This is a genomic window from Pseudomonas sp. LFS074, from assembly GCF_047978165.1.
GTDB lineage: Bacteria > Pseudomonadota > Gammaproteobacteria > Pseudomonadales > Pseudomonadaceae > Aquipseudomonas > Aquipseudomonas putida_P.
The window spans coordinates 2,102,734-2,123,000 of sequence record NZ_JBFPFV010000001.1 but is presented as its reverse complement, the minus strand read 5'-3'; the positions used below and the strand labels follow the sequence as shown (position 1 = coordinate 2,123,000).

The 20,267-nt window shown below is 63.4% G+C and carries 17 protein-coding genes and 1 tRNA gene; 7 read left to right on the top strand and 11 right to left on the bottom strand.

From position 1 onward, the window contains the following. Positions 1-3 precede the first annotated feature (3 nt). The gene (locus ACNQP3_RS09770) at positions 4-960 is read right to left on the bottom strand and encodes an ABC transporter substrate-binding protein (RefSeq protein ID WP_413470057.1); all 957 of its coding nucleotides are present in this window, start codon (positions 958-960) and stop codon (positions 4-6) included. Between the two features lie 277 nt (positions 961-1,237). On the opposite strand from ACNQP3_RS09770, the gene ACNQP3_RS09765 reads away from it, so the two are divergent. Beyond that, positions 1,238-2,386, top strand: coding sequence for a M14 family metallopeptidase (locus ACNQP3_RS09765; protein WP_060492832.1), 1,149 nt, complete (start codon positions 1,238-1,240; stop codon positions 2,384-2,386). A 66-nt stretch (positions 2,387-2,452) separates the two neighbouring features. Here ACNQP3_RS09765 and ACNQP3_RS09760 read toward each other — a convergent pair whose 3' ends face one another. The 7 genes from ACNQP3_RS09760 to ACNQP3_RS09730 all read right to left on the bottom strand — a co-directional run bounded on the left by ACNQP3_RS09760 (position 2,453) and on the right by ACNQP3_RS09730 (position 8,797). Further along, the gene (locus ACNQP3_RS09760; protein ID WP_012271619.1) at positions 2,453-3,424 is read right to left on the bottom strand and encodes a spore coat U domain-containing protein; all 972 of its coding nucleotides are present in this window, start codon (positions 3,422-3,424) and stop codon (positions 2,453-2,455) included. Next, on the bottom strand, positions 3,421-5,718 hold the full coding sequence (locus ACNQP3_RS09755) for a fimbria/pilus outer membrane usher protein (RefSeq protein ID WP_264317286.1): 2,298 nt from the start codon (positions 5,716-5,718) through the stop codon (positions 3,421-3,423). The genes ACNQP3_RS09760 and ACNQP3_RS09755 overlap by 4 nt, the downstream gene beginning before the upstream one ends. 108 nt (positions 5,719-5,826) lie before the next feature. Beyond that, complete coding sequence (locus ACNQP3_RS09750; RefSeq protein ID WP_012271617.1) at positions 5,827-6,603, bottom strand: molecular chaperone; 777 nt, start codon at positions 6,601-6,603, stop codon at positions 5,827-5,829. 40 nt (positions 6,604-6,643) lie between these two features. Continuing rightward, the gene (locus tag ACNQP3_RS09745; RefSeq protein WP_012271616.1) at positions 6,644-7,147 is read right to left on the bottom strand and encodes a spore coat U domain-containing protein; all 504 of its coding nucleotides are present in this window, start codon (positions 7,145-7,147) and stop codon (positions 6,644-6,646) included. Positions 7,148-7,150: 3 nt separating this feature from the next. Then, a complete protein-coding gene (locus ACNQP3_RS09740; RefSeq protein WP_012271615.1) occupies positions 7,151-7,684 on the bottom strand; it encodes a spore coat U domain-containing protein in 534 nt (177 codons plus the stop codon). A gap of 18 nt (positions 7,685-7,702) precedes the next feature. Beyond that, positions 7,703-8,239 (bottom strand): spore coat U domain-containing protein, encoded by a 537-nt coding sequence (locus tag ACNQP3_RS09735; RefSeq protein ID WP_264316973.1) that lies wholly within the window; start codon positions 8,237-8,239, stop codon positions 7,703-7,705. Positions 8,240-8,269: 30 nt separating this feature from the next. Further along, complete coding sequence (locus ACNQP3_RS09730) at positions 8,270-8,797, bottom strand: spore coat U domain-containing protein (protein WP_012271613.1); 528 nt, start codon at positions 8,795-8,797, stop codon at positions 8,270-8,272. Between the two features lie 267 nt (positions 8,798-9,064). On the opposite strand from ACNQP3_RS09730, the gene ACNQP3_RS09725 reads away from it, so the two are divergent. From ACNQP3_RS09725 to ACNQP3_RS09715, 3 genes are read left to right on the top strand one after another with little or no spacing between them, the layout of a single operon-like run. Further along, positions 9,065-11,311, top strand: coding sequence for an ATP-binding protein (locus ACNQP3_RS09725; protein ID WP_264316972.1), 2,247 nt, complete (start codon positions 9,065-9,067; stop codon positions 11,309-11,311). Positions 11,312-11,326: 15 nt separating this feature from the next. Continuing rightward, a complete protein-coding gene (locus ACNQP3_RS09720; protein ID WP_012271611.1) occupies positions 11,327-11,788 on the top strand; it encodes a response regulator in 462 nt (153 codons plus the stop codon). A 13-nt stretch (positions 11,789-11,801) separates the two neighbouring features. After that, positions 11,802-14,189: a response regulator gene (locus tag ACNQP3_RS09715; protein ID WP_060514146.1), complete on the top strand. Its 2,388-nt coding sequence runs from the start codon at positions 11,802-11,804 to the stop codon at positions 14,187-14,189. Positions 14,190-14,339: 150 nt separating this feature from the next. Here ACNQP3_RS09715 and ACNQP3_RS09710 read toward each other — a convergent pair. Next, positions 14,340-14,414, bottom strand: a tRNA-Gln gene (locus ACNQP3_RS09710). Between the two features lie 259 nt (positions 14,415-14,673). Here ACNQP3_RS09710 and ACNQP3_RS09705 point away from each other — a divergent pair. Continuing rightward, a complete protein-coding gene (locus ACNQP3_RS09705) occupies positions 14,674-14,916 on the top strand; it encodes a hypothetical protein (protein ID WP_012271609.1) in 243 nt (80 codons plus the stop codon). Positions 14,917-15,043: 127 nt separating this feature from the next. Beyond that, positions 15,044-16,114 carry a cell division protein ZapE gene (zapE, locus tag ACNQP3_RS09700; RefSeq protein ID WP_264316971.1) on the top strand — a complete coding sequence of 357 codons (1,071 nt, stop codon included), beginning with the start codon at positions 15,044-15,046 and terminating at the stop codon, positions 16,112-16,114. A 65-nt stretch (positions 16,115-16,179) separates the two neighbouring features. Here zapE and ACNQP3_RS09695 read toward each other — a convergent pair whose 3' ends face one another. After that, positions 16,180-18,069 carry a propionyl-CoA synthetase gene (locus ACNQP3_RS09695; protein WP_012271607.1) on the bottom strand — a complete coding sequence of 630 codons (1,890 nt, stop codon included), beginning with the start codon at positions 18,067-18,069 and terminating at the stop codon, positions 16,180-16,182. Between the two features lie 179 nt (positions 18,070-18,248). Between ACNQP3_RS09695 and ACNQP3_RS09690 the strand changes: the two genes are divergently transcribed. After that, complete coding sequence (locus ACNQP3_RS09690; RefSeq protein WP_264316970.1) at positions 18,249-19,115, top strand: LysR family transcriptional regulator; 867 nt, start codon at positions 18,249-18,251, stop codon at positions 19,113-19,115. Here the strand turns inward: ACNQP3_RS09690 and ACNQP3_RS09685 are convergent. Further along, a complete protein-coding gene (locus tag ACNQP3_RS09685; RefSeq protein ID WP_264316969.1) occupies positions 19,089-20,243 on the bottom strand; it encodes an HPP family protein in 1,155 nt (384 codons plus the stop codon). The genes ACNQP3_RS09690 and ACNQP3_RS09685 overlap by 27 nt on opposite strands. Between the last annotated feature and the right edge of the window lie 24 nt (positions 20,244-20,267).

Below are 20,267 nucleotides of genomic sequence, written 5' to 3'. Positions count from 1 at the left end.
AGGTCAATGTTGGGCCAGTGAGTCAGTGGCGGGCACGGTAAAGCCAGTGGCGAAGGTCGGGCCGACGTCCAGGCGCTGATTCATAAGGCCGTGGGCGTGGTAGAAGTCGGCGGTTTCCTGTTGTTCACTGATGGTCTTGGCGTCGATGACCTGCCAGTGCAACTGACGGCGTTCAAACTGCAGCCGCGCGGCGCCCTCCGGGAAACCAATGATCGCCGCCAGGGTTTTCGAGTAGCTGTCCAGGTGTTGGTAGGCCCACACCTGGGCACCCGCCAGGCGGGCCAGGTAGTCCTGCAGTGCAGCGTGCCGAGCCGGGTCGTCCAGCGCCTTGTCGGTAGCGGCCAGGAAACTGTTGCCACTGGACAGCCCACGGCCGTTGACCAGCACCCTGCCCTGGCCGCTCAGCTCGGCCAGAGCGGTGTAAGGCTCCCAGGTCGACCAGGCATCCACCGAGCCGTTGGCCAGGGCGACCTTGGCGTCGACCGGGCCGAGAAAGCGGAACTCCACGTCTTTTTCGCTAAGGCCGACCTGATCCAGTGCCTTCAGCGCCAGGTGATGGCCAATAGAGCCGCGGCCGGTGGCGATGCGCTTGCCCTTGAGCTCGGCGGCGCTTTGCAAGGCTGCATCGGGGCGCACCAGCAGCGCTGTGCCGTAGGGGTCGGACTTGTCCACGGCAATGGCCTTGACCGGCGCCCCGGAGGCCAGCACGAACAGCAATGGTGCGTCACCGATGATGCCGGCATCGATCGCCCCGGCGTTCAGTGCCTCGGCCAGGGGGGCGGCTGCGGGGAATTCGGCCCAACGGATATCGTAAGGCAAGTCGCGCAAGGCATCGGCCGCCTCCAGCTGGGCACGCATGTTTCCTTTCTGGTCGCCGATGCGCAGGGTCAGGCGTTCGCTGGCGAAAGCCTGGGTGGTCAGCAGCGTAGCGGCTGCGAACAGCAGCAGGCGAGATCGAATGGACATCCGCAGTTCCTTGCAGGTAAGAGAACGCTGAATGTAACGGGCCAAACCAGATAAATGAAATTAATTTTAGAGCTAAGCTAATATGCAAAAAATATAGATACTTATCTGACCAACGCTGGCCGCGGCAGCTCGATCACAGCCTGCCCGACAAAAGCGCGCACGAACTTGTCCCGTCACATTCCGATACCGCCATGTCATGCAAACAGACGCAACAACCCTGCCAAGCCGTGTACAGTACCCTTACAACAATACCCGCAAAGGAGCCCGGCACATGACCGTGACGCTGTCCCCCCTGCAGATCGACTGCGACTTCGATTCCGGCAACATCCAGGTGCTGGATGCCAGCAACCCGGCCCAGGTACACCTGGCCATCCGCCCGGACACCCACAGCGGCCACTACCAATGGTTCCATTTCAAGGTCAGCGGGCTCACCCCGGGGCAGGTGCATCGCTTCAGCCTCGACAACGCGTCTGGCTCCTCGTACAAGAACGCGTGGAGCGGCTACAACGCGGTGGCCAGCTACGACCAGCAGAGCTGGTTCCGCGTGCCCAGCCGGTTCGACGGTACGGCGCTGTCGTTCGAGGTAAAGGCTGAACAGGAACATATCTGGTTCGCCTACTTCGAGCCCTTCTCTCGCGCCCGACACAACCAGCTGATCGAACGTGCACGGCAACTGCCGGGGGTCGAGTTGCTGGCCAGCGGCCGCAGTGTCCAAGGCCGCGATATCCCGCTGCTGCGCGCCGGTGACGGTGCAGATGGCAAGCGCAAGCTCTGGCTGATTGCCCAGCAACACCCAGGCGAGCACATGGCCGAATGGTTCATGGAAGGCGTGATCGACCGCCTGCAGGCCAACGATGCAGTGGTTAAGCAATTGCTGGCCAAGGCTGACCTTTACCTGATCCCCAACATGAACCCCGACGGCGCCTTCCTCGGCCACCTGCGTACCAACTTCAAGGGCAAGGACCTCAACCGCGCCTGGCAGGACGCCAGCATCGAACTGAGCCCAGAGGTGTTCTTTGCTCAGGCGCAGATGAAGCAGTACGGCGTGGACGCGTTCATCGACGTGCATGGTGACGAAGAGATTCCGCACGTGTTCACCGCCGCGTGCGAGGGCAACCCAGGCTACACCCCGCGACTGGAAAAACTCGAAGCGCAGTTTCGCAATACCTTGTGCAGTGTGACCCGCGACTTTCAGACCGTGCACGGCTATACCCGCGACGAGCCTGGCCAGGCGAATACGACGCTGGCCTGCAATGCCGTGGGCATGGCACATGACTGCCTGTCGCTAACGCTGGAGATGCCATTCAAGGACCATGACGACGCGCCCGATGCGGTAACCGGCTGGTCGGGGGCACGCTCGAAGGCCCTGGCCGGGGCGGTGCTGGAGACCCTGGCAAAAATGGTGGGCGATTTGCGCTGAGCCAAGGCTGACGCGGCCCTACAGGGGCCGTGTCAGCGGCAGGCATCAGGCTCCGTCAGAGCTGCATCAGAACTGCACATCCAGTATCACACTGTCGGTATAGGTCGCTGCAGGCGGTGTCGCCTGGTCGGTATAGACCTTGGCGTTGTAGTTGAACACCTGGCTACCCGTACCAGTCCCCACACCGGGGTTGACGTCGGCATCGGTGCTGGAGCGCCTGGCAGCCCCGGTCGCGCCCCAGCGCACCGTCCCAGCACTTTTGAAAATGTCATAGGCCAGGTAGTTGTTGGCCGCCGACTTCATCCGCCGCCGCCCAGCGGACACGTTCTGCCCGTCATCCAGCCCCACCGTGTAGCTGCTGCCCTTGGTGCACGACACGTTTATACCCTGGCTCACAGTGCCGAACCCTGCCACCACCGGCGCACTGGCGAAGCTGATGTTGGGGGTGGTGATCTGGCAGTCGTTGGTCACCGTCAGGCTCACGTTCAAGGTCTGGCTACCTGAACCGATGTCACGCCCAAGGCATATCCCTAACGCGCCAATCCCCGAACAATAGTTCCAGCTCCAGGCCACGGTCAGGTTCTCTTGGTACACCCCTGCCGCGACATTGCTGCCAATCTGGGTACGCATGTAGATAGGCACCGCTTTGGGCGTGGTGCCGCCGAGCAGCCCTAGCAGGTCGATGATACCGTTGCGAGCGAAGTCGTAGGCCAGACCGCGGGTGATCGGGTAGTTGGTGCTGTTGTCGGCATACAATGTGTAAGAGATGACATCGCCTGTCGGGCCGACCAGCCCGCCCGAGGCGGGCGTGATGGTTGCGTAGAAATGATCATTGCTGCTGAGCAAGGTGAGTAGCGAGCCGGTGCACTGCAAACCGGAGTTAAGGGTGGAAGCCGTCTGTACCGTGGTGCGAACCTGCGTTGAATTGAGGCTGCCAAACGCCGCCGGCAACGTGGCTACCGACGAACAAACCGCCCAGGCCGTACCCGTCGGCAACAGCAGTACGCTCGCCCACAGACCACGCACCCAGGCATTCATCGGCACACCAGCGGGCCAATCAAGGGCACCGAGCCTTGTGACTCAGGCAGGTCGAATGCCACCTCGCAATGCCCGCCGCCTTCAATTTCCACCTGCAAGCGGTTATGCGGCGACAAGTTCTCCAGGTACACCAACCCGTCCCAACCCACCACCGCCTGGCCGCCACTTTCTGTGTGGGTCACACGGCTACCCAATTTGAGCACCTGCTGGTCGCCATCCACCAGCTCGACGCTGGCCGCCATGACCCGCTTGAGCGGGAACTCCAGCAAGTAACCGCTGCCCCGTCTTACCGCCACACGCTGCTCCACGTCTGACGCCAGCACATCCGGCGGCAGGTCCATGGGGTCGATTTCGTACTTGCCACGGTAGTAACCGCTGCTGTACGGCACCAGCAAGTGCCCCTTGGCATCGGTGCGGCCAACGTCCTGGTTTTCGTAGCGCACCGGCACATCGGCGTAGCCCGCGGTACTGACAACTACGAAGGCATCATCGATGCGGTTGGCTGCGAACACCCCGGCATCCATCCACACCAGAGAACCACTGGCGTCAGCCCAACGGGTCATTTCACCGCTACTGCCATACACACCCGCCTGCAACTGCACCGATTGCAGGCGCCAAGTGACGTCGGCCTGGCGATAGGCATCCCGGTCGCTGCCTGCGGCATAGCCCAGGTTGTAACCAACGCCGACACCCGCTGGCACCGCGTGGCTGTAGTTGACCCGCTGCAGTGTCTCGCCTTCTTTACTTCGCTCCATGCCCAGCGCCAGGGTGCCGTGCAAGTCGAACGGAATCACCAACTGCGCCTGCACCGCCCACTGGCTGTCACCCACTTCGCGGTTGGCCGACAAGTACACGCTGCTGCTGCCCCACAGCGGCTTGCTGTAGCTCAGGTTGATCAGCCGGGTACGCGTGCCGTCACCGGCGCGTACATCGAAGTAGCCGGCGCCAATGCTGCCGTACTCGTTCAGGTTCAGGCTGAGGGTGACCTGTTCGCTGCGCTTGCTCAACTGCATGTCCGGAAGGTCGACCCGGGTCAGGTCGGCATAGTCACCATGGCGTTGCAGGCGCTGGTAACTGAAGCCGATGCGCTGGCTGTTGTACTGGTACCCAAGGGCGACCTGGTGGCCCTTCTCGCCATCGAACTGGCTTTGCGCCAGGGCGGCATTGAGCACGCCGAAGTTGCCCAGCCGCATGTTGCCACCCAGCCCGCCCAGCATCAGCGACTCGGCAGTTTCGGCGTGGGTTTCGAGGGTGAAGAAGTCACTGAGCCCATAGCGCAGGCTGCCCGAGGCCACACCCGGCCCATAGCTGAAATCGCGCACGCCGTAATCACGGCGCAGGCTGCCGGCGGCCACCGAGTAGTCCGTCAGGCCCTTCTGCAGCAGGCTGCTGGTGACATAGAACGGCAAGGTCGTCGACACCTGCCGGCCAAGCGCATCGGTGGTGACCACCACCGCCTCCCCGGCGCCGTTGATGAACGGCACGTTGGTCAGGGTGTACGGGCCTGGCTGCAGCTCGGTAGTGCTGGACTTGAAACCGTTTATGAACAGGTCGAGCGACGTCGGCACCGCCGCTTCGCCTGCGAACGCCGGTAACGGGTAAGTGACCAGGTCGGGGCGCGCAGCGAAGTCACGCGACAGCTGCACGCCGCCCACCCGCACCGAGCTGCTCCAGGGCAAAGCGCCAGTCACGAAGTCACCGGCTTCATAGGACAGCAGACGCTGCTCGTCAGTGAAGCGCCAAGTAGTGTCATAACGCATGAAGCCTTGGCGCGTATCATCCGCCTGTGCGCCGTTGAATGACTGGCGCCACTGCCCGGTACTGGAGAAAGTGCCCCAGCTGTCAAACAGGCGCAGCTCGTTCCAGGCGGCCAGGTAGGTGCCGCCTTCATCGGTGTCATTGAGGTACAGGTCGTAGTTGAACAAAGCGCCGAAACTGCTGCGCGCATCACTGGCCGGGTACAGGTTGCGGTCACCCACTTGCTGGTCTGGCAACCAGGCCGGCGGCACCTGCAGCAGCAGGCGCTGGTTCTGGCTGTCGTAGTCGGCATGCAACCCCGCGATGCTTTCCAGGGCCACCTCGCCCTGGGGGCTGCCAGGCAACGAAATACCGGCTGACCGCAAGATGTCGCTGTCCAGGTACAGCTGCCCGGCCCGCTGCTGCACCGGGACCAGTTCAGCCCTGGGCATCTGGTTCACCACCAGGTCGAGGTACAGGGTGGCTTCGGCGATGGCGGACATCTCCGTGGGCGGTGGGGGCAGGTCGTCGGCCAACGCCAGCCCTGGGCTGACCATGACCAGCCCCAGGCACCAACGGCGAGTCGTCGCCGAAAGCTTTTTCACACACGGTTTCCGACCATTGCCGGGTACTCCCTGACCCCTGCACTGCATTCATTTGCTGGCTCATTGGCCTTGGCGAATAGCGTCCGCCGTACCCTGCCCATTGACCCTGCCCTTGAGCACGCTACCGCTGCTGGACGCCTCGGGAGCAGGCCAGCGCATGCTGGCGCCCGGCAGCACATAGCCCAGCAGCCCCTCGGCCAGTGGTTTGCTCTGGCTGCCTTGCTGCACCACTACATCGGTCAAGCGCGCATGCACGGGGCCAGTGTTGCGCAGTTCAACGTAAGGCTTGCCCTGCACGGTAACCGGGCGCCAGCTGAGCTGCGGCTTGCCCACACCCTCGGCATTGCGCTTGCCGTCAGGGTCGGCCTTGCCCCACAGCCCTTCGCCATAGACGAACAGCGGCACCGAATAACGCATTTGCAAACGAATGGCCGCGGTAGCGCCGGGGTCGGCTTTATCGACCGGGATGGCGGGCGGGATCTCGTCGATGATGATGCGGTAGGCCTGCTCCTGGCCGGCGGGTGATGAGCCCGTACGGGTCAGGCGAATCAGCTGCTTCTGCCCTGGGGCAATGTTGGCGACCGGCGGGCTGCCGATGATTTCACGCTGCGCCTGGAACTGTTCCTGGTAATCACCCTGGCGCCAGGCGAATACCCGCACCTGCAAGTTGGCCGGCGCAGTACCGCGGTTTTCCAGCCACAGGGCGCCCGCCTTCTGGTCGGCCTCCAGCACCGGGTCGATCGGCCAGATCAACACCGAGGTGGCCGCCCCGGCTGGCAAGCTTGCCAGCCACCACAACCCGATCAATCCTCGCGCCCACTTCGCGCCTACCCGCATGCAGCTCTCCTTAGACACTTGTCGTTGGTGGCGCTGGTGTTCACCAGGTCACCGTCACTTGCACCACATCGGTGTAGGTCCCTGCCGGCAGCGTGCCGGTCAGCTGAACCCGCCCGTACACCGGCAGCTTGATCGCCGTCGGGTCGGCATAGCTCACGGCCACGCTCTGGCCGATTCCCAGGCTCTGGCTGTAGGCCGCGTCCCGGTACAACTGGTAGGCCAGCACTTGCGTGCCGTTCGATCGTTTCAGGTTGCGTGTGCCGCTGGCACTGTTCTGCCCACCATCCAGGCTCATGCTCATGGCCACGCCTGGCGTGCACTGGAAGGTCACGGTAGAGCCACCCAACGACGTGCTGAGCAAGCCCGTGGACAGCGCGGACTGCGAGCCATAATCGAGCGTGCCGTAGCTGGTGACACCCCCCACCACCAGGCAACCGGCGACAATCTGCGCCGTCACCGTGAATGTACTGGTGGTCACCGCCCCCAGCGGGGCCGCCAACAGCATGCCGATTCCGCTCAGGCCACTTGCCAGCCAACCGCGCATGGTTCAGAACGACAGCTCGACCGAAATCGTGTCGCTGTAGACCCCTGCGGGCAGGCCCGCCTTGCCCACGGCCTTGCCGTAAAGGTTGACGGTCTGGGCCGCGCCAGTACTGGTTGGCAGGGTGATGGTGCCGTCAATGGCCAGCAACGTCGTACGGCCGGAGTCGGTATAGAGGTCGTACGGCACGAAGTTGCCAGCGCCATCGGCGAGCGCACGCGTGCCACCGCTCGACTGGCCGTCATGTAGCCCTGCGCGCACTTTGATGGCAGGCACCGTACCCGCCGAGCACAGGATGCTCATGGCACCGCCCCCACCACCCAGCACCTGGGCATTGGCAGTGGTGAACAGGGCATCCTGAGTGCCAAAGTTCAGAGCGCCGAAGTTCAACCCCGAAGTGCCCGAACTGCCGTTGACCTGGCACGCGGCAATCAGGGTCAGCGTCGAGGTGATGTTCCCGGTCACCGTGGCGGCCTGGGCCTGGGAAGCCAGTGCCAGGCCAAGGCCTGCGAGCATGCAGCATGAAAGGTTCGTTCGCATCGGAGTCTCCTTGCGTGGTTACCAGTCCAGGGTCACTCTGAGGGTGTCGCGGTAAAGCCCGGCGGGCAGCGCGCGCGGCTGCGCCACTACCACGCCGTAGATGGGAATCGGCACTTGCTGGTTGCTGCGAATGGTGAAGGCGCGCGCCTGGCCGATGCCGTAGCGGCTGTTGCCGCCAGGGTCGACTGCCAGCTGATAAGGGATCAGTTCACGGCCATTGCTCAGACGCCGTATACCGTCGTCGCCATTCAGGCCACCATTGATGCGCACATTGAAAGCCCGGACTTCGGGCGTGCAACTGATCTGCAGGCTACCCTCGCCGCCCACTTCGTCCACCCGGCTGCGCAGTGGCTGGTCCCAGTTCGGGCCGCGCTCGCCAAAATCCAGCACCCCCGGGTTGCCCAGCACGGCCGGTTGTGTCTCGTTGCTGCTGATCTGGCAGGCCGCGCTGATCACCAGCCGCGCCTGGATGAAACCTGTGGTGCTGCCATGCGCCTCACCACCAGGTACCAGCAGCGGGCCGAGGGTAAGCAACAGGATCGAAGTGCGGTTCATGGCATGGCGTCCTTGTGCATGGTGGCGTCCCTACCAGGTGACTGTGACTTTGAGCAGGTCGGCATACAGCCCTGCATTCGGTACCCAGGCCAGTTTGTCGATACGTGCGTACAGAGGCAGCTCAACCGAGCCACTGTCCGGCACCCGCGCCGACTGGGCCACCCCCACCGCCAGAGGCTCGCGCCAGGCAGCATCGCGGTACAAGCGATAAGGAATGGGCCGGGCCGCGCGGTCGCTGCTGGCCAGGTAGCGCAATTCGCCGACGCCACCATGCTGGCCGCCATCGACGCGTACCTGGTAGGGGGTGCCAGGGTTGCACTCAAGTCGCGGTGGGCGCTGGCTCAGCAGTACCCCGCTCAAGGGCGCGCCAGGGCCATCGAGGCGTGCCGACACACCCAGGTCGATCCTCCCCAGGGCTTGGGCTCCCGCGTCGCGTGTCTGGTTGACCAGCATGCAGCCACGCTGCACCAATACCCGCACTTCCACGAGAAAATCCGCTGCCACGGTACTGCCGCTGAACAACAGGCCCAACAGCGCGGCCAGATAGCGCTCCGTCACCTTGTTATCCTTGTCGAAACGTCTTGGTTTGAGCGTAGCAGCGAGGCAGCGCAACCGTGGTGGCATCAAGCCATTTTTTTGTATTAGCGATAAAGCGATAGCGCCCCTTCAAAAAAAGCCTGAACGGCACAGAACCCCAGCGCACCGGCGTGCCTCCAATGGCGAGAGCCGGTAAATGTGCCGGGTTTCTGTTAGGGTGAACCAGTCTCATCCTGCCCCAGGCACCTATGCCATACATGGACGGACATGACAGGAGCGCTTTCATCGATGACTGCAGACAACACGCTGGCAGACGCCATGGAGCGCTGTGCCCAAGAACCGATCCACGTGCCGAGCAGCATCCAGCCTCATGGCTTTCTGCTGGTACTGGACGCCACCGACCTGCGCGTGCTGCAGGCCAGTGAAAACGTCGAGCACTGGCTGGGCTTGCCGGCCCAGGAACTGATCGGTTGCCCCTTCGCCAATCTGGTCAGCGACGGTTTCGACCTGCACGCGCACCTCGCACGGCTGCCCGAAGATGAAATTTTCCCCTTTCACATCGGCGACGTGCGCTTGCGCCAAGGCGCGCCCCACAGTGAGCCGCTGCACTTGCTGGCCCACTGTCACGACGAAGTACTGATTGCCGAGTTCGAACCCCCGCGCCTGCCACCGGAGCTGGCCGGGCAAGGCGACTACTACCCATTGGTGCGCAACTTCGTCGGTAGCCTGCAACTGGCCACAAGCCTTGAGGATCTGCTGCAACAAACGGTGGTGCAGCTCAAACGCATCACCGGCTTTGGGCGGGTCAAGGCGTACCGGTTCGATGCCGATGGCAACGGTCAGGTGCTGGCGGAGGTGGCCGACCCTGGCTACCCCAGCTATCTGGGCCTGTGTTTCCCGGCCGCGGACATCCCGCGCCAGGCGCGCGAGCTGTACCGGATCAACCGCATCCGCGTGATCGAGGATGCCAACTATCAGTCCTCCCCCCTGTTACCGGCCGCCAACCCTCGCACCGGCAAGGCACTGGACATGAGCTTCGCTGCACTGCGCAGCGTGTCGCCGATACACCTGCAGTACATGCGCAACATGGGCACGCTGGCCTCGATGTCGCTGTCGATCGTGGTCGATGGCGAGCTGTGGGGGCTGGTGTCGTGCCACCACCATCAGCCACGCCCGGTGGACTTGCGTACCCGCACAGCCTGCGAGTTGCTGGCCAGCGTGCTGTCGTTGCAGATCGAGTCCCGCGAGGCCCATGCCAGCACGCGCAAGTTGCTGGCACTGCGTCAACACATCGTGCGCATGATCTCGTCCATGGCTGACCACGACAGCGTCAGCGACGGCCTGCGCGAACTGCCCCAGGTTTTGTTGGCCTTTGCCGGTGCCCAAGGTGCGGCGGTAATCTCGGCCGAACGCTGTGACCTGATCGGCCAGACCCCACCCGAAGCCCAGGTGACCGCGCTGGTGCACTGGCTTGGCCAGCGTGGCGAAGACAGCGTGTTCCAAAGTGACAACCTGCGCCGCGACATCACAGACCTGCCCGAACTGGCAACCCATGCCGGTGGTGTGCTGGCGGTGGCCATCTCGCAAATCCACTCGCACTACCTGCTGTGGTTCCGCCCCGAGCAAGTGCGTACGGTAAACTGGGCCGGCCAGCCGACCAAGCAGGTGGGGCCACAGGGCAACCTCCACCCACGACACAGTTTTGAACGCTGGCAGGAAGAACTGCGCGGCTATTGCGAGCCCTGGGACCCGCTGGTGATCGAGGGCGTGATGGAACTGCGCACCGCGGTGCTGGGCATCGTCCTGCGCAAGGCCGAAGAGCTGGCGCAACTGGCGGGCGAGTTGCGCCGCTCGAACAAAGAGCTCGAGGCGTTCTCCTACAGTGTTTCCCATGACTTGCGCGCGCCCCTACGGCACATCGCCGGCTATACCGAGCTGCTTGGCGAAATCGAAGGCCAAGACCTGAGCGAGCGCGGCAAACGCTTTTTGCAGCACATCGGCGAAGCGGCGCACTTTGCCGGCAGCCTGGTCGACAACCTGCTCAACTTCTCGCAGATGGGCCGCTCGGCCTTGCGCTTGTCCGACGTCGACCTCAACGCACTGGTCGAGGCCATTCGCAGCGAATTGACCCCAGATTACGAAGGCCGCGCAATCGTTTGGGACATCGCCCCGCTGCCCAAGGTGATCGGCGACCCGGCGTTCATCAACATGGCATTGCACAACCTTATCGCCAATGCCATCAAGTACACGCGCGGGCGTAACCCTGCCCGCATCGGGATCAGTGCCGTACAGCACCCTGGCGAAACCGAGGTCTGCATCCGCGACAATGGCGTGGGCTTCGACATGGCCTATGCCAACAAGCTGTTCGGCGTATTCCAGCGCCTGCACCGCATGGAAGACTTCGAAGGCACAGGGATTGGCCTGGCGAGCGTGCGCCGTATCATCGAGCGCCATGATGGCCGGGTCTGGGCCACTGGCCAGATCGAGCAAGGCGCCAGCTTCCACTTCACCCTACCCCGAAACACTGCTACCTGAGGCATCGCTACCATCATGCTCAAGCCCATCCTGCTGGTCGAAGACAACCCCCGGGACCTGGAACTGACCCTGCTGGCCCTGGAGCGCAGCCAATTGGCCAACGAGGTCATCGTGCTGCGCGACGGTGCCGACGCGCTCGACTACCTGCTGCGCCGCAACGCCTATGCCGAGCGCGATGACGGCAACCCTGCCGTGCTGTTACTGGACCTGAAACTGCCCAAGGTCGATGGCCTGGAAGTGCTCAAGGCTGTGCGCGCCACCGCCGAACTGCGCAGCATACCCACCGTGATGTTGACCTCCTCGCGCGAAGAACCCGACCTGCTGCGCGCCTATGAGCTGGGGGTGAACGCCTATGTGGTCAAGCCAGTGGAATTCAAGGAATTCGTCGCCGCCATCTCGGACCTCGGGGTATTCTGGGCCGTGCTCAACGAACCACCACCCGGCTCACTGCGGCTAAACCGTCGCGGTAGTAACTGAGGCCGCCGCAACGATGCAACAAACGCCGTTGAAACTACTGATGGTCGAAGACAGCTCGATGGATGCCGAGCTTACCCTGTTGCGCCTGGAACGCAGCGGGTTGCAAGTGCAATCACAGCTGGTGTTCGACCATGCGGGCGTCGAACATGCCCTGCGCGAAGCCCACTACGACCTGATCCTGTGCGACTGTGTGCTGCCAGGCTCGTCCGGCACCGAGGTGCTGGCCATCGCCCAGCGCCTGGCACCGGACATCCCGTTCATCTTCCTGTCCGGTATTTACGGCGAAGAACACGCGGTGGAAATGATCCGCCTGGGCGCCACCGACTATGTGCTGAAAAAAAACCTGCCACTGCTGCCCAAGGCCGTGCGCAGGGCGCTGACCGAAGTACAGGAGCGCCAGCGCCGGCGCCGCGCCGAAGAAGCATTGGCCGACGTTGAGGCGCGTGCTCGGATCGCCATCGACGCTGCCGGCATGGGCACTTGGGACCTGCGCCCGCAGGAAGGCCTGCTGGTTTGGGATGACCGCTGCAAGACGTTGTTCGGCCTGCCTACCAGCACCGAAATGAGCCTTGAGGTGTTCCTCGGTGGCATATACCCCGATGACCTGGCAATGGTGCGTGACGCGGTGGAATATGCCATGCGCCCCGAAAGCGGTGGCCAGTACCGGGTAGAGTTTCGTATCGCGCCAGTCGATGGCCAGGAGCCGCGCTGGTTGCTCAGCAGTGGCCAGAGCCAGTTCGTCGACGGCCAATGCGTGCGTTTTTCCGGTGTGCTGCAGGACATCCACACGCAACGCCTGGCCACCCAGGCACTGCGCCAGCTGAACGAGATGCTCGGTGAACGGGTCGAGCGACGCACGCGCGAACGCGATCGCGCCTGGGAGCTGTCGCAAGACTTGCTGGCCGTACTGAACAAGGACCTGACCCCGGTCGCGCTGAACCCCGCGTGGGAGGCCAGCCTGGGTTTCTCCCGCGAGCGCCTGAGCCAGTCGTCCCTGCTGCACCTGCTGCCCGAGCCCGATCAGGAACTGCTACTCACCGAACTGGCCGCCCTCGCCCATGGCCGCACCAGCGCCCGCTTTGTCGGCCGCATCCTGCATGCCGGCGGCCAGCAGCGCTGGCTGTCGTGGGTGGTGGTGCCGGAAGACACCCTGCTGTACGTGGTGGCACGCGACATCACCAGCGAACGTGAAGCCGCCCTGGGCCTGGCTGAAGCCAACGCCCGCCTGCGCGAGCAGATCAACGAACGCGAGCGCATCGAGGCTGCCTTGCAACAGATGCAGAGGCTGGAGGCGGTTGGCCAACTGACCGCAGGCGTGGCCCATGACTTCAACAACTTGCTCACGGTGATCCTCACCGGTGCAAGCTTTCTTGAGCGTGACCTGGCCAAGGCCGACCTGGACAAGGCCCGCACACGCCTCACGCATATCCGCGAAGCGGGCGAGCGTGGCGCCAAGCTGACCTCGCAGTTGCTGGCTTTCTCCCGTCGCCAGCGTCTGGAGCCGGTAGCGCTTAACCTAAACCGCACCTTGGCCGGCCTGGAAGAGCTGCTGCGCCGTACCCTGGGTGGCAACGTCTCGGTGCGCCTGGACCTGGACCAGGCCCTGTGGCAGGCAATGACCGACCCGACCCAGACCGAGATGATCATCCTCAACCTGGCGATCAATGCCCGCGATGCCATGCCCGAGGGTGGACAGCTGACCCTTACCACCCGTAACACCCGTATCAACGGGCGCCCGCATCGCCCAGAAGACCCGGACCCCGGCGAGTACGTGATGCTGAGCATCCGCGATACCGGCTGCGGCATGAGCGACGACGTGTTGGCCAAGGTGTTCGAGCCGTTCTTCACCACCAAGGACATCGGCAAAGGTTCGGGCCTGGGCCTGGCCCAGGTGTTCGGCTTCGCCAAGCAGTCCGGGGGTGGCGTGCGCATCGATACCACACCGGGGCGCGGCACCGAGGTGGCGGTGTACCTGCCCGCAGTAAAGGAGGAAGTGGTGGACGAACCTGCCGCAGCGGTGCTCAGCCAGTCGAGCAGCGAGAGCGGCCGTAACCGCACGGTGCTGCTGGTGGACGATGACCACCTGGTGCGCGACATGCTTGGCGATGTATTGCGCCAGTACGGCTATCAGGTGCGCCAGGCGCACAGCGGCGAGCAAGCATTGGCATTGCTGGATGACGAGATCGACCTGCTGCTGACGGATTTCGCCATGCCCGAGTTCAACGGTGCGCAACTGGCGCTGGCGGCGCGTGAGCGGTACCCGCGCCTGCCCGTGGTGTTCCTTACTGGGTATGCCGAGCTGCAGGGGCTGGAGCTGCCGGGCAGCCTGGTGATTCAGAAGCCGGTGCAGGCCGATGAACTGGCCAGGGTACTGAACGAAATGCTGGGCATTGCCGGGTAACCTGAGACGACGCAAAACCCGTGCAGGAGCGGCCCATCGCGACACAAGGCCGCTTCTACAGGCATCGCATTACGAAATTAAATACGGAAACGACAAAACCCAGCACTCATCTTTCGAAGCACCGGGTTATAGACGTTTGAAACTGGAAAATGGCAGGGGCGGCTGGATTCGAACCAACGCATGGCAGGATCAAAACCTGCTGCCTTACCGCTTGGCGACGCCCCTGTATCGGATGCAGTGTTTGCTGCTCTGACAATTCCAACTGAGTGACAACTGGGTTGTTGTCTTGGAATGCGCGGCACTTTAACAACAAATTTTCGGTCTGTGAACCCCCTGATGAAAAAAAATTGCTAAAAAACAGCGGGTTAGTCATTTCGGTGTTGGCCCATCGACCATCCGTCGCTTTCCTCCCGCTTCGCTTCAACAGAATCGCATTCCTTCCTTCCAATCAGATGAGCCCACTGCATCGACCAAGGAGGACCTCATGCCTGTCTCCCACGACCTCTACCAGGACCTGCACTACCCGCGCGAAATCGTCCAGCAACGCCGCCAGCAGGACAAGGCGCTGGACCGCCTGCTGGACGAGTACATGGACATCGACAACCAGGTGCTGGCTGCCGAGTCGATCTCGGCCGGCAACTTCGTTGACGAAGACCTGCGCCACCTCAAGGAGCGCCGCCTGGCGGTGAAGTACATGATCGAGCGCCAGCTGGAGCGCAAAGCCTAGGCAATGCAGGTGCGCGGCCAGACGTATCGCATGAAGTGATCATTGCCGGTCACTTTCTGTATTAGTCAAAATGGCCGCCCTCGGGCAAGCTGCACGCTGACCCGCCATCGCCCAAGGAGCGTTGCTTTTGTCTGCCTGGATCCCTGCCCCATTGCGCCAGCTTGGCCAGCGCCTGCGCGGCACTGCCGCCAACGAGAGCGAACTGCTCGATTGGTTCGAGGACAAAGCCCGAAGCCGGGGTTATCAGCTTAGTGACGGCCAGCGACGGGTGATCCACTGCATGGCCGAACAACTGGCACTGCTCGAACAAGGGCAGCCACGCAGCCTGTACCTCTACGGGTCGGTGGGACGCGGCAAGAGCTGGCTGCTGGACGGTTTCTTCCAGGTGGTACCGGTCGAGGCCAAGCGCCGCCTGCATTTTCATGACTTCTTTGCTCGCCTCCACCGAGGCATGCACCACCACCGGGCGCTGGACGATGCGCTGGGCGCAACCCTCGACGAGCTGGTGGGTGGCTGCCAGGTGCTGTGCTTCGACGAATTCCACGTGCATGACATCGGCGATGCCATGCTGCTGACACGCCTGTTCAACGCCCTGTTCGCACGCGGCGTGTTCCTGCTGGTGACGTCCAACTACGCGCCCGAAGGGTTGTTGCCCAACCCGCTGTACCACGAGCGCTTCCTCCCGGTAATCCGCCTGATCAACAGCTCGATGCAAGTGCTCGAAGTGGACGGCGACACCGACTTTCGCAGCTTGCCGGCCAACCGTGAGCATCAACGTTTTACCCAGGGCCATTATGTCTGGCCGGGGAATGCAGCGCAGCGCCAGGCGCTGAACGTGCCGAACGAACAGCTGGTGATGCTGGAAGTGAACAAGCGCCCGCTGCGTGCGCTGGCCATCGATGGCCGGCGGGTGGTGCTTGGCTTCGATGACTTGTGCGAGAAGGCCACGGCGGTCATTGACTACCTGGTGCTGGCGGCGCAATACGATGAATGGATCATCGACGGGCTGGGTGACCTGGCGGAGTGCTCGCTGGCGGCTCAGCAGCGTTTCGTCAACCTGGTGGATGTGTTGTATGACCAGGATCGGCAGGTGGTGGTGATAGGTAAACGGCCACTGGAAGAAAGCCTGGGCGGGCCGCTTGCCGACCTGATGCGTACCCGCAGCCGCTTGGGGCAATTGCACCAGATAGCCCCTTGAAACTGCATCGCCTCGACAGGCCTCTTCGCCGGTAAACCTGCGAAGAGGCCTGTAATGTCAAAGCATCAACCGGCTCTGGGTAAATCCGCCAGCACCGCCTCGATCTCCCCCAGCACCGCCGGGTCATCCAGGGTCGAAGGCGGCGCATAGTCCTGCCCGTCGGCGATCTTGCGCAGCACCGCACGCAAAATTTTCCCCGAGCGGGTCTTGGGGAGCCGCTTCACCAACCGAACCCGGTTGAAACAGGCCAGCGGGCCAATCGCCTCGCGCACACTGCCCACCAGGTCCACCAGCAGTTGCGCCTCGGCAATGCCCTCGCCGTCCTTGAGCACAACAAGTGCCAACGGCACTTGCCCCTTGATTTCATCGTGCACGCCAACCACCGCACACTCGGCCACCGCCGGGTGGCAGGCCACCAGGTCCTCCATTTCGCCGGTAGACAACCGGTGCCCCGACACATTGATCACGTCATCGGTGCGCCCCATGATGTAGACGAAACCGTCATCGTCCAGGTAGCCGCCGTCACCGGTGTGGTAATACCCCGGGTAGGTGCGCAGGTACGCCTGCAGGTAGCGCTCGTGGTCGCCCCACAGTGTCTGGCTACAACCAGGTGGCAATGGCAGGGCGATCACGATCGAACCCTGATGGTTGGGCCCGAGCAAGCGGCCTTCGTCGTCCAGCACGCGAACGTTGTAGCCGGGTACCGCCCGGTTGCTCGATCCCGGCTTCGCGGCGCTCCCCTCCAGCCCGACACACGGCGCAGTGACCGGCCAGCCGGTCTCGGTCTGCCACCAGTGGTCGTGCACAGGCTTGCCACTGACCCGTTCCAGCCATTCGTGGGTGCTGGAATCGAGCTTCTCACCCGCCAGGAACAATTGGCGCAGCGAGCTGAGGTCATGTTTGCGGATCAGCTCGCCTTCCGGGTCTTCCTTGCGGATGGCACGCATGGCGGTGGGCGCACAGAACAACGCATTGACCTTGTATTGCTCCACCACCCGCCAGTAGGCCGAGGCATCCGGGGTGCGGATCGGCTTGCCTTCGTAGAACACAGTGGTACAGCCGCTCATCAACGGCCCGTAAACGATCAGCGAATGGCCGACCACCCAGCCCACATCAGATATGCCCCACCACACATCGCCGGCCTGCATGCCATAGATATGGCGCATGGCATAGCACAGCGCCACGGCATTGCCACCGTTCTCCCGCACGATGCCTTTGGGTTTGCCGGTGGTACCCGAGGTATACATGATGTACAGCGGGTCGCCGGCATCCAACTCGACTGGGGCCACCGGCTCGGCGCCGGTCAAGGCCGCCTGCCAGTCCAGGTCGCGGCCTGGCTGCAGGTCGGCCTGCACCTGTGGCCGCTGCAGCACCAGCACATTGCGCGGTTGGTGCCGGGCCAGTTGCAGGGCGCGGTCGACCAGCGGCTTGTACGCAATCACGCGATCGAACTCCAGCCCGCAGGAGGCCGTCAGCAGCAGCGTGGGCCGGGCATCATCGATGCGCAAAGCCAGTTCGTTGGCGGCAAAGCCACCGAACACCACCGAATGCACCGCGCCAATCCGCGCACAGGCCAGCATGGCCATGGCTGCCTGCGGCACCATGGGCATGTAGATGATCACGCCATCGCCCTTGCTCACCCCCAGCTGGCGCAGCAAGCCAGCCAGGCGCGCCACTTCATCGCGCAACTGGTTATAGGTATACGCCTGCTGCACGCCCGTCACCGGCGAATCGTAGATCAGCGCCAATTGCTCGCCACGGCCTTGCTCGATCTGGTAATCGAGGGCCAGGTAGCAGCTGTTAAGGCGGCCGTCTGCGAACCAACTATGGGTACCGTCGGCGTGGTCTTGCAAAGTCAGGGCAGGCTTGCGGTGCCAGGCCAGGTGTGCGGCCTGTTCCGCCCAGAAAGCGGCAGGGTCGGAAATGGAATGGGCGTAGCTGTGCTGGTAGCTCATATCGAAAGAAACCCGGTACTTGTTGTTATTGAAGGGCGAAACCTGAGTATGGACCGCTACACCCACGCCGCCATGGGACTAAAGTCACAACCGACCTGCAAATTTGCAGACAACGCAAAAACGCCTCATAACGGTGCAAAGCCTCTAGAATAGGCCACCCCTCAGCCACCGAGCAGCCCATGGATATCGATCAGGCCCGAACCTTCCTGGAAATCGTGCGTTGCGGCAGCCTGGTCGCCGCCGCCGAGCGCCTGTTCGTGTCACAGACCGCGATCACCGCGCGGGTACAGCGCCTGGAGCAGCAACTGGGTTGCCAGCTGTTCGTACGCAGCCGCAACGGCGCCAGCTTGACCAGCGATGGCGAAGCGTTCGTCAGTTATGCCAACCAGCTGGTACAAACCTGGGAAGCAGCGCGCCGCGACCTGCCGCTGCCTGAAGGCTGCCAGCAGGTGCTGCATGTGGGCGGTGAGGTGAGTTTGGGCAACCCGATGCTGCTCGACTGGGTCAGCGCCCTGCACCGTGAACTGCCCAGCCATGCCATCCGCAGCGAGGTCAGCGACGGTGAATCACTGCTGCGCAAGGTCGAGATGGGCCTGCTGGACGCCGCGCTGGTCTATCAGCCGACCTACGGCCCCGGCCTGCAGGTGGAGCAATTGATGGAAGAAAAGCTGATCCGTGTGCGCCGGGTCGCCCAGCCCGAACCGTATATCTACATTGACTGGGGCGAGGCCTTCCGCCGCCAGCACGATGCGGCCCTGCCCGACTGCGCACGCCCGGCACTGAGCTTCAACCTCGGCCCATTGGCCCTGCAGTTCATTCTTGACAAGGGGGGCAGCGGCTACTTCCGCACACGCGTGGTGCAGGCCTACCTGGACAGCGGGGTGTTCGAGCGGGTACCGCAGGCGCCTGAGTTCACTTACCCAACCTTCCTGGTGTACCCGCGCAAACGCGACAGCGAAGCTCTGCAACAGGCCTTCGCCATCCTGCGCCGGCTGGTGGCTGCCGGCGCAAGCGATTGGTCACAACGCTGGGACCCGGTTATCTGATGCCTCAGCCTTGCTAAGCAGCTGACGTTTGAGGCCGGCGATCAAGTCGGTCTGGGTGATCACCCCTACCAGCTTCTCGGCATCGAGCACCGGCAGGCAGTGCAGGCCCTGTTCGCACAACAACGGCAGCAGCCGCTCCAGCGGGTGCTGGCTGCTGACACTGACTACCCGCCGACTCATCACTTGCTCCATGCGTACCGCTTTGCGGCCAAACAAACCGCGCCAGCTGAAACGGCCACGCTGCATGGCCGGGCCGACCAGGTCGCTGAGGCTGACGATGCCCACCAGCTTGCCGTGCTGCAGTACCGGCAGGGTTTTCAGGTGATGGCTGGCGAGCATTTTCCAGGCCTTTTCCAGCGTGGTATCAGGCGTGGCGAACTGTACATCGCGGGACATCACCGAGGCCGCGGTGATACCGCCCAGGCTACGCTGCAGGGCGTGCTGCTCGGTGGCGAGGATGATGCGCTCCAGTTCGTCACGGGTAACGTCGACGAACTCACCAAGCTCCTCCAGCGCCTGGTCCAGGTCTTCGCTGCGAATGCCGACGCGCTCGCCGGGCAGCGGGTCATGGGTGTGGTGCAGGTCTTTGCGCGGCACCGCGCCTTTCGGATAGCGCACGCCGGTCAGGCGGTTGTAGACGATTGCCACGGCCACCAGGATCAACGCATTGAGCAGCACCGGTTCCAACAGGTGATCGCCCATGGCGGTCAACCCGGAGTCGGCCAGCACCGCGCTCACTGCCACCCCGCCACCCGGGGGGTGTAGGCAGCGTAACAGGCACATGATCAGGATCGAAATGCCCAGAGCCGCAGCCGCCACCCAAAGCTCGGCACCGAAACCTTCGCGCATGGCAAGGCCAACTGCGCCAGCCAAGGCGTAGCTGCCCAGCACCGGCCAAGGTTGGGCCAATGGGCCGGAATGTACGGCGAAAACCAGGACCGCCGAGGCCGCCAGCGGGCCCAACAGGTGCAGGGCAATGCCAGGGCCATAGGCCATGCTGGTCAGCCAGCCAGCGAGGAACAAGCCGAGCAACGCACCGATACCGGCACGCAACCATTCTTTGGGAGGGATATTCAGGGGCGCCGGCAACAGGCGCTGCAGACGGCTTTCGGAACGCGAGGCAGACATTGGTATTCGGGGTCTTTGGTTTTT

Excerpts from the sequence above, each read along its gene's own strand:
- ACNQP3_RS09695 (WP_012271607.1), bottom strand. The coding sequence starts at position 18,069 with ATGAGCTACCAGCACAGCTACGCCCATTCCATTTCCGACCCTGCCGCT.
- ACNQP3_RS09760 (WP_012271619.1), bottom strand. The coding sequence starts at position 3,424 with ATGAATGCCTGGGTGCGTGGTCTGTGGGCGAGCGTACTGCTGTTGCCG.
- ACNQP3_RS09725 (WP_264316972.1), top strand. The coding sequence starts at position 9,065 with ATGACTGCAGACAACACGCTGGCAGACGCCATGGAGCGCTGTGCCCAA.
- ACNQP3_RS09765 (WP_060492832.1), top strand. The coding sequence starts at position 1,238 with ATGACCGTGACGCTGTCCCCCCTGCAGATCGACTGCGACTTCGATTCC.
- ACNQP3_RS09735 (WP_264316973.1), bottom strand. The coding sequence starts at position 8,239 with ATGAACCGCACTTCGATCCTGTTGCTTACCCTCGGCCCGCTGCTGGTA.
- ACNQP3_RS09755 (WP_264317286.1), bottom strand. The coding sequence starts at position 5,718 with ATGGTCAGCCCAGGGCTGGCGTTGGCCGACGACCTGCCCCCACCGCCC.
- ACNQP3_RS09750 (WP_012271617.1), bottom strand. The coding sequence starts at position 6,603 with ATGCGGGTAGGCGCGAAGTGGGCGCGAGGATTGATCGGGTTGTGGTGG.
- ACNQP3_RS09685 (WP_264316969.1), bottom strand. The coding sequence starts at position 20,243 with ATGTCTGCCTCGCGTTCCGAAAGCCGTCTGCAGCGCCTGTTGCCGGCG.
- ACNQP3_RS09720 (WP_012271611.1), top strand. The coding sequence starts at position 11,327 with ATGCTCAAGCCCATCCTGCTGGTCGAAGACAACCCCCGGGACCTGGAA.
- ACNQP3_RS09705 (WP_012271609.1), top strand. The coding sequence starts at position 14,674 with ATGCCTGTCTCCCACGACCTCTACCAGGACCTGCACTACCCGCGCGAA.
- ACNQP3_RS09690 (WP_264316970.1), top strand. The coding sequence starts at position 18,249 with ATGGATATCGATCAGGCCCGAACCTTCCTGGAAATCGTGCGTTGCGGC.
- ACNQP3_RS09715 (WP_060514146.1), top strand. The coding sequence starts at position 11,802 with ATGCAACAAACGCCGTTGAAACTACTGATGGTCGAAGACAGCTCGATG.
- ACNQP3_RS09740 (WP_012271615.1), bottom strand. The coding sequence starts at position 7,684 with ATGCGAACGAACCTTTCATGCTGCATGCTCGCAGGCCTTGGCCTGGCA.
- ACNQP3_RS09745 (WP_012271616.1), bottom strand. The coding sequence starts at position 7,147 with ATGCGCGGTTGGCTGGCAAGTGGCCTGAGCGGAATCGGCATGCTGTTG.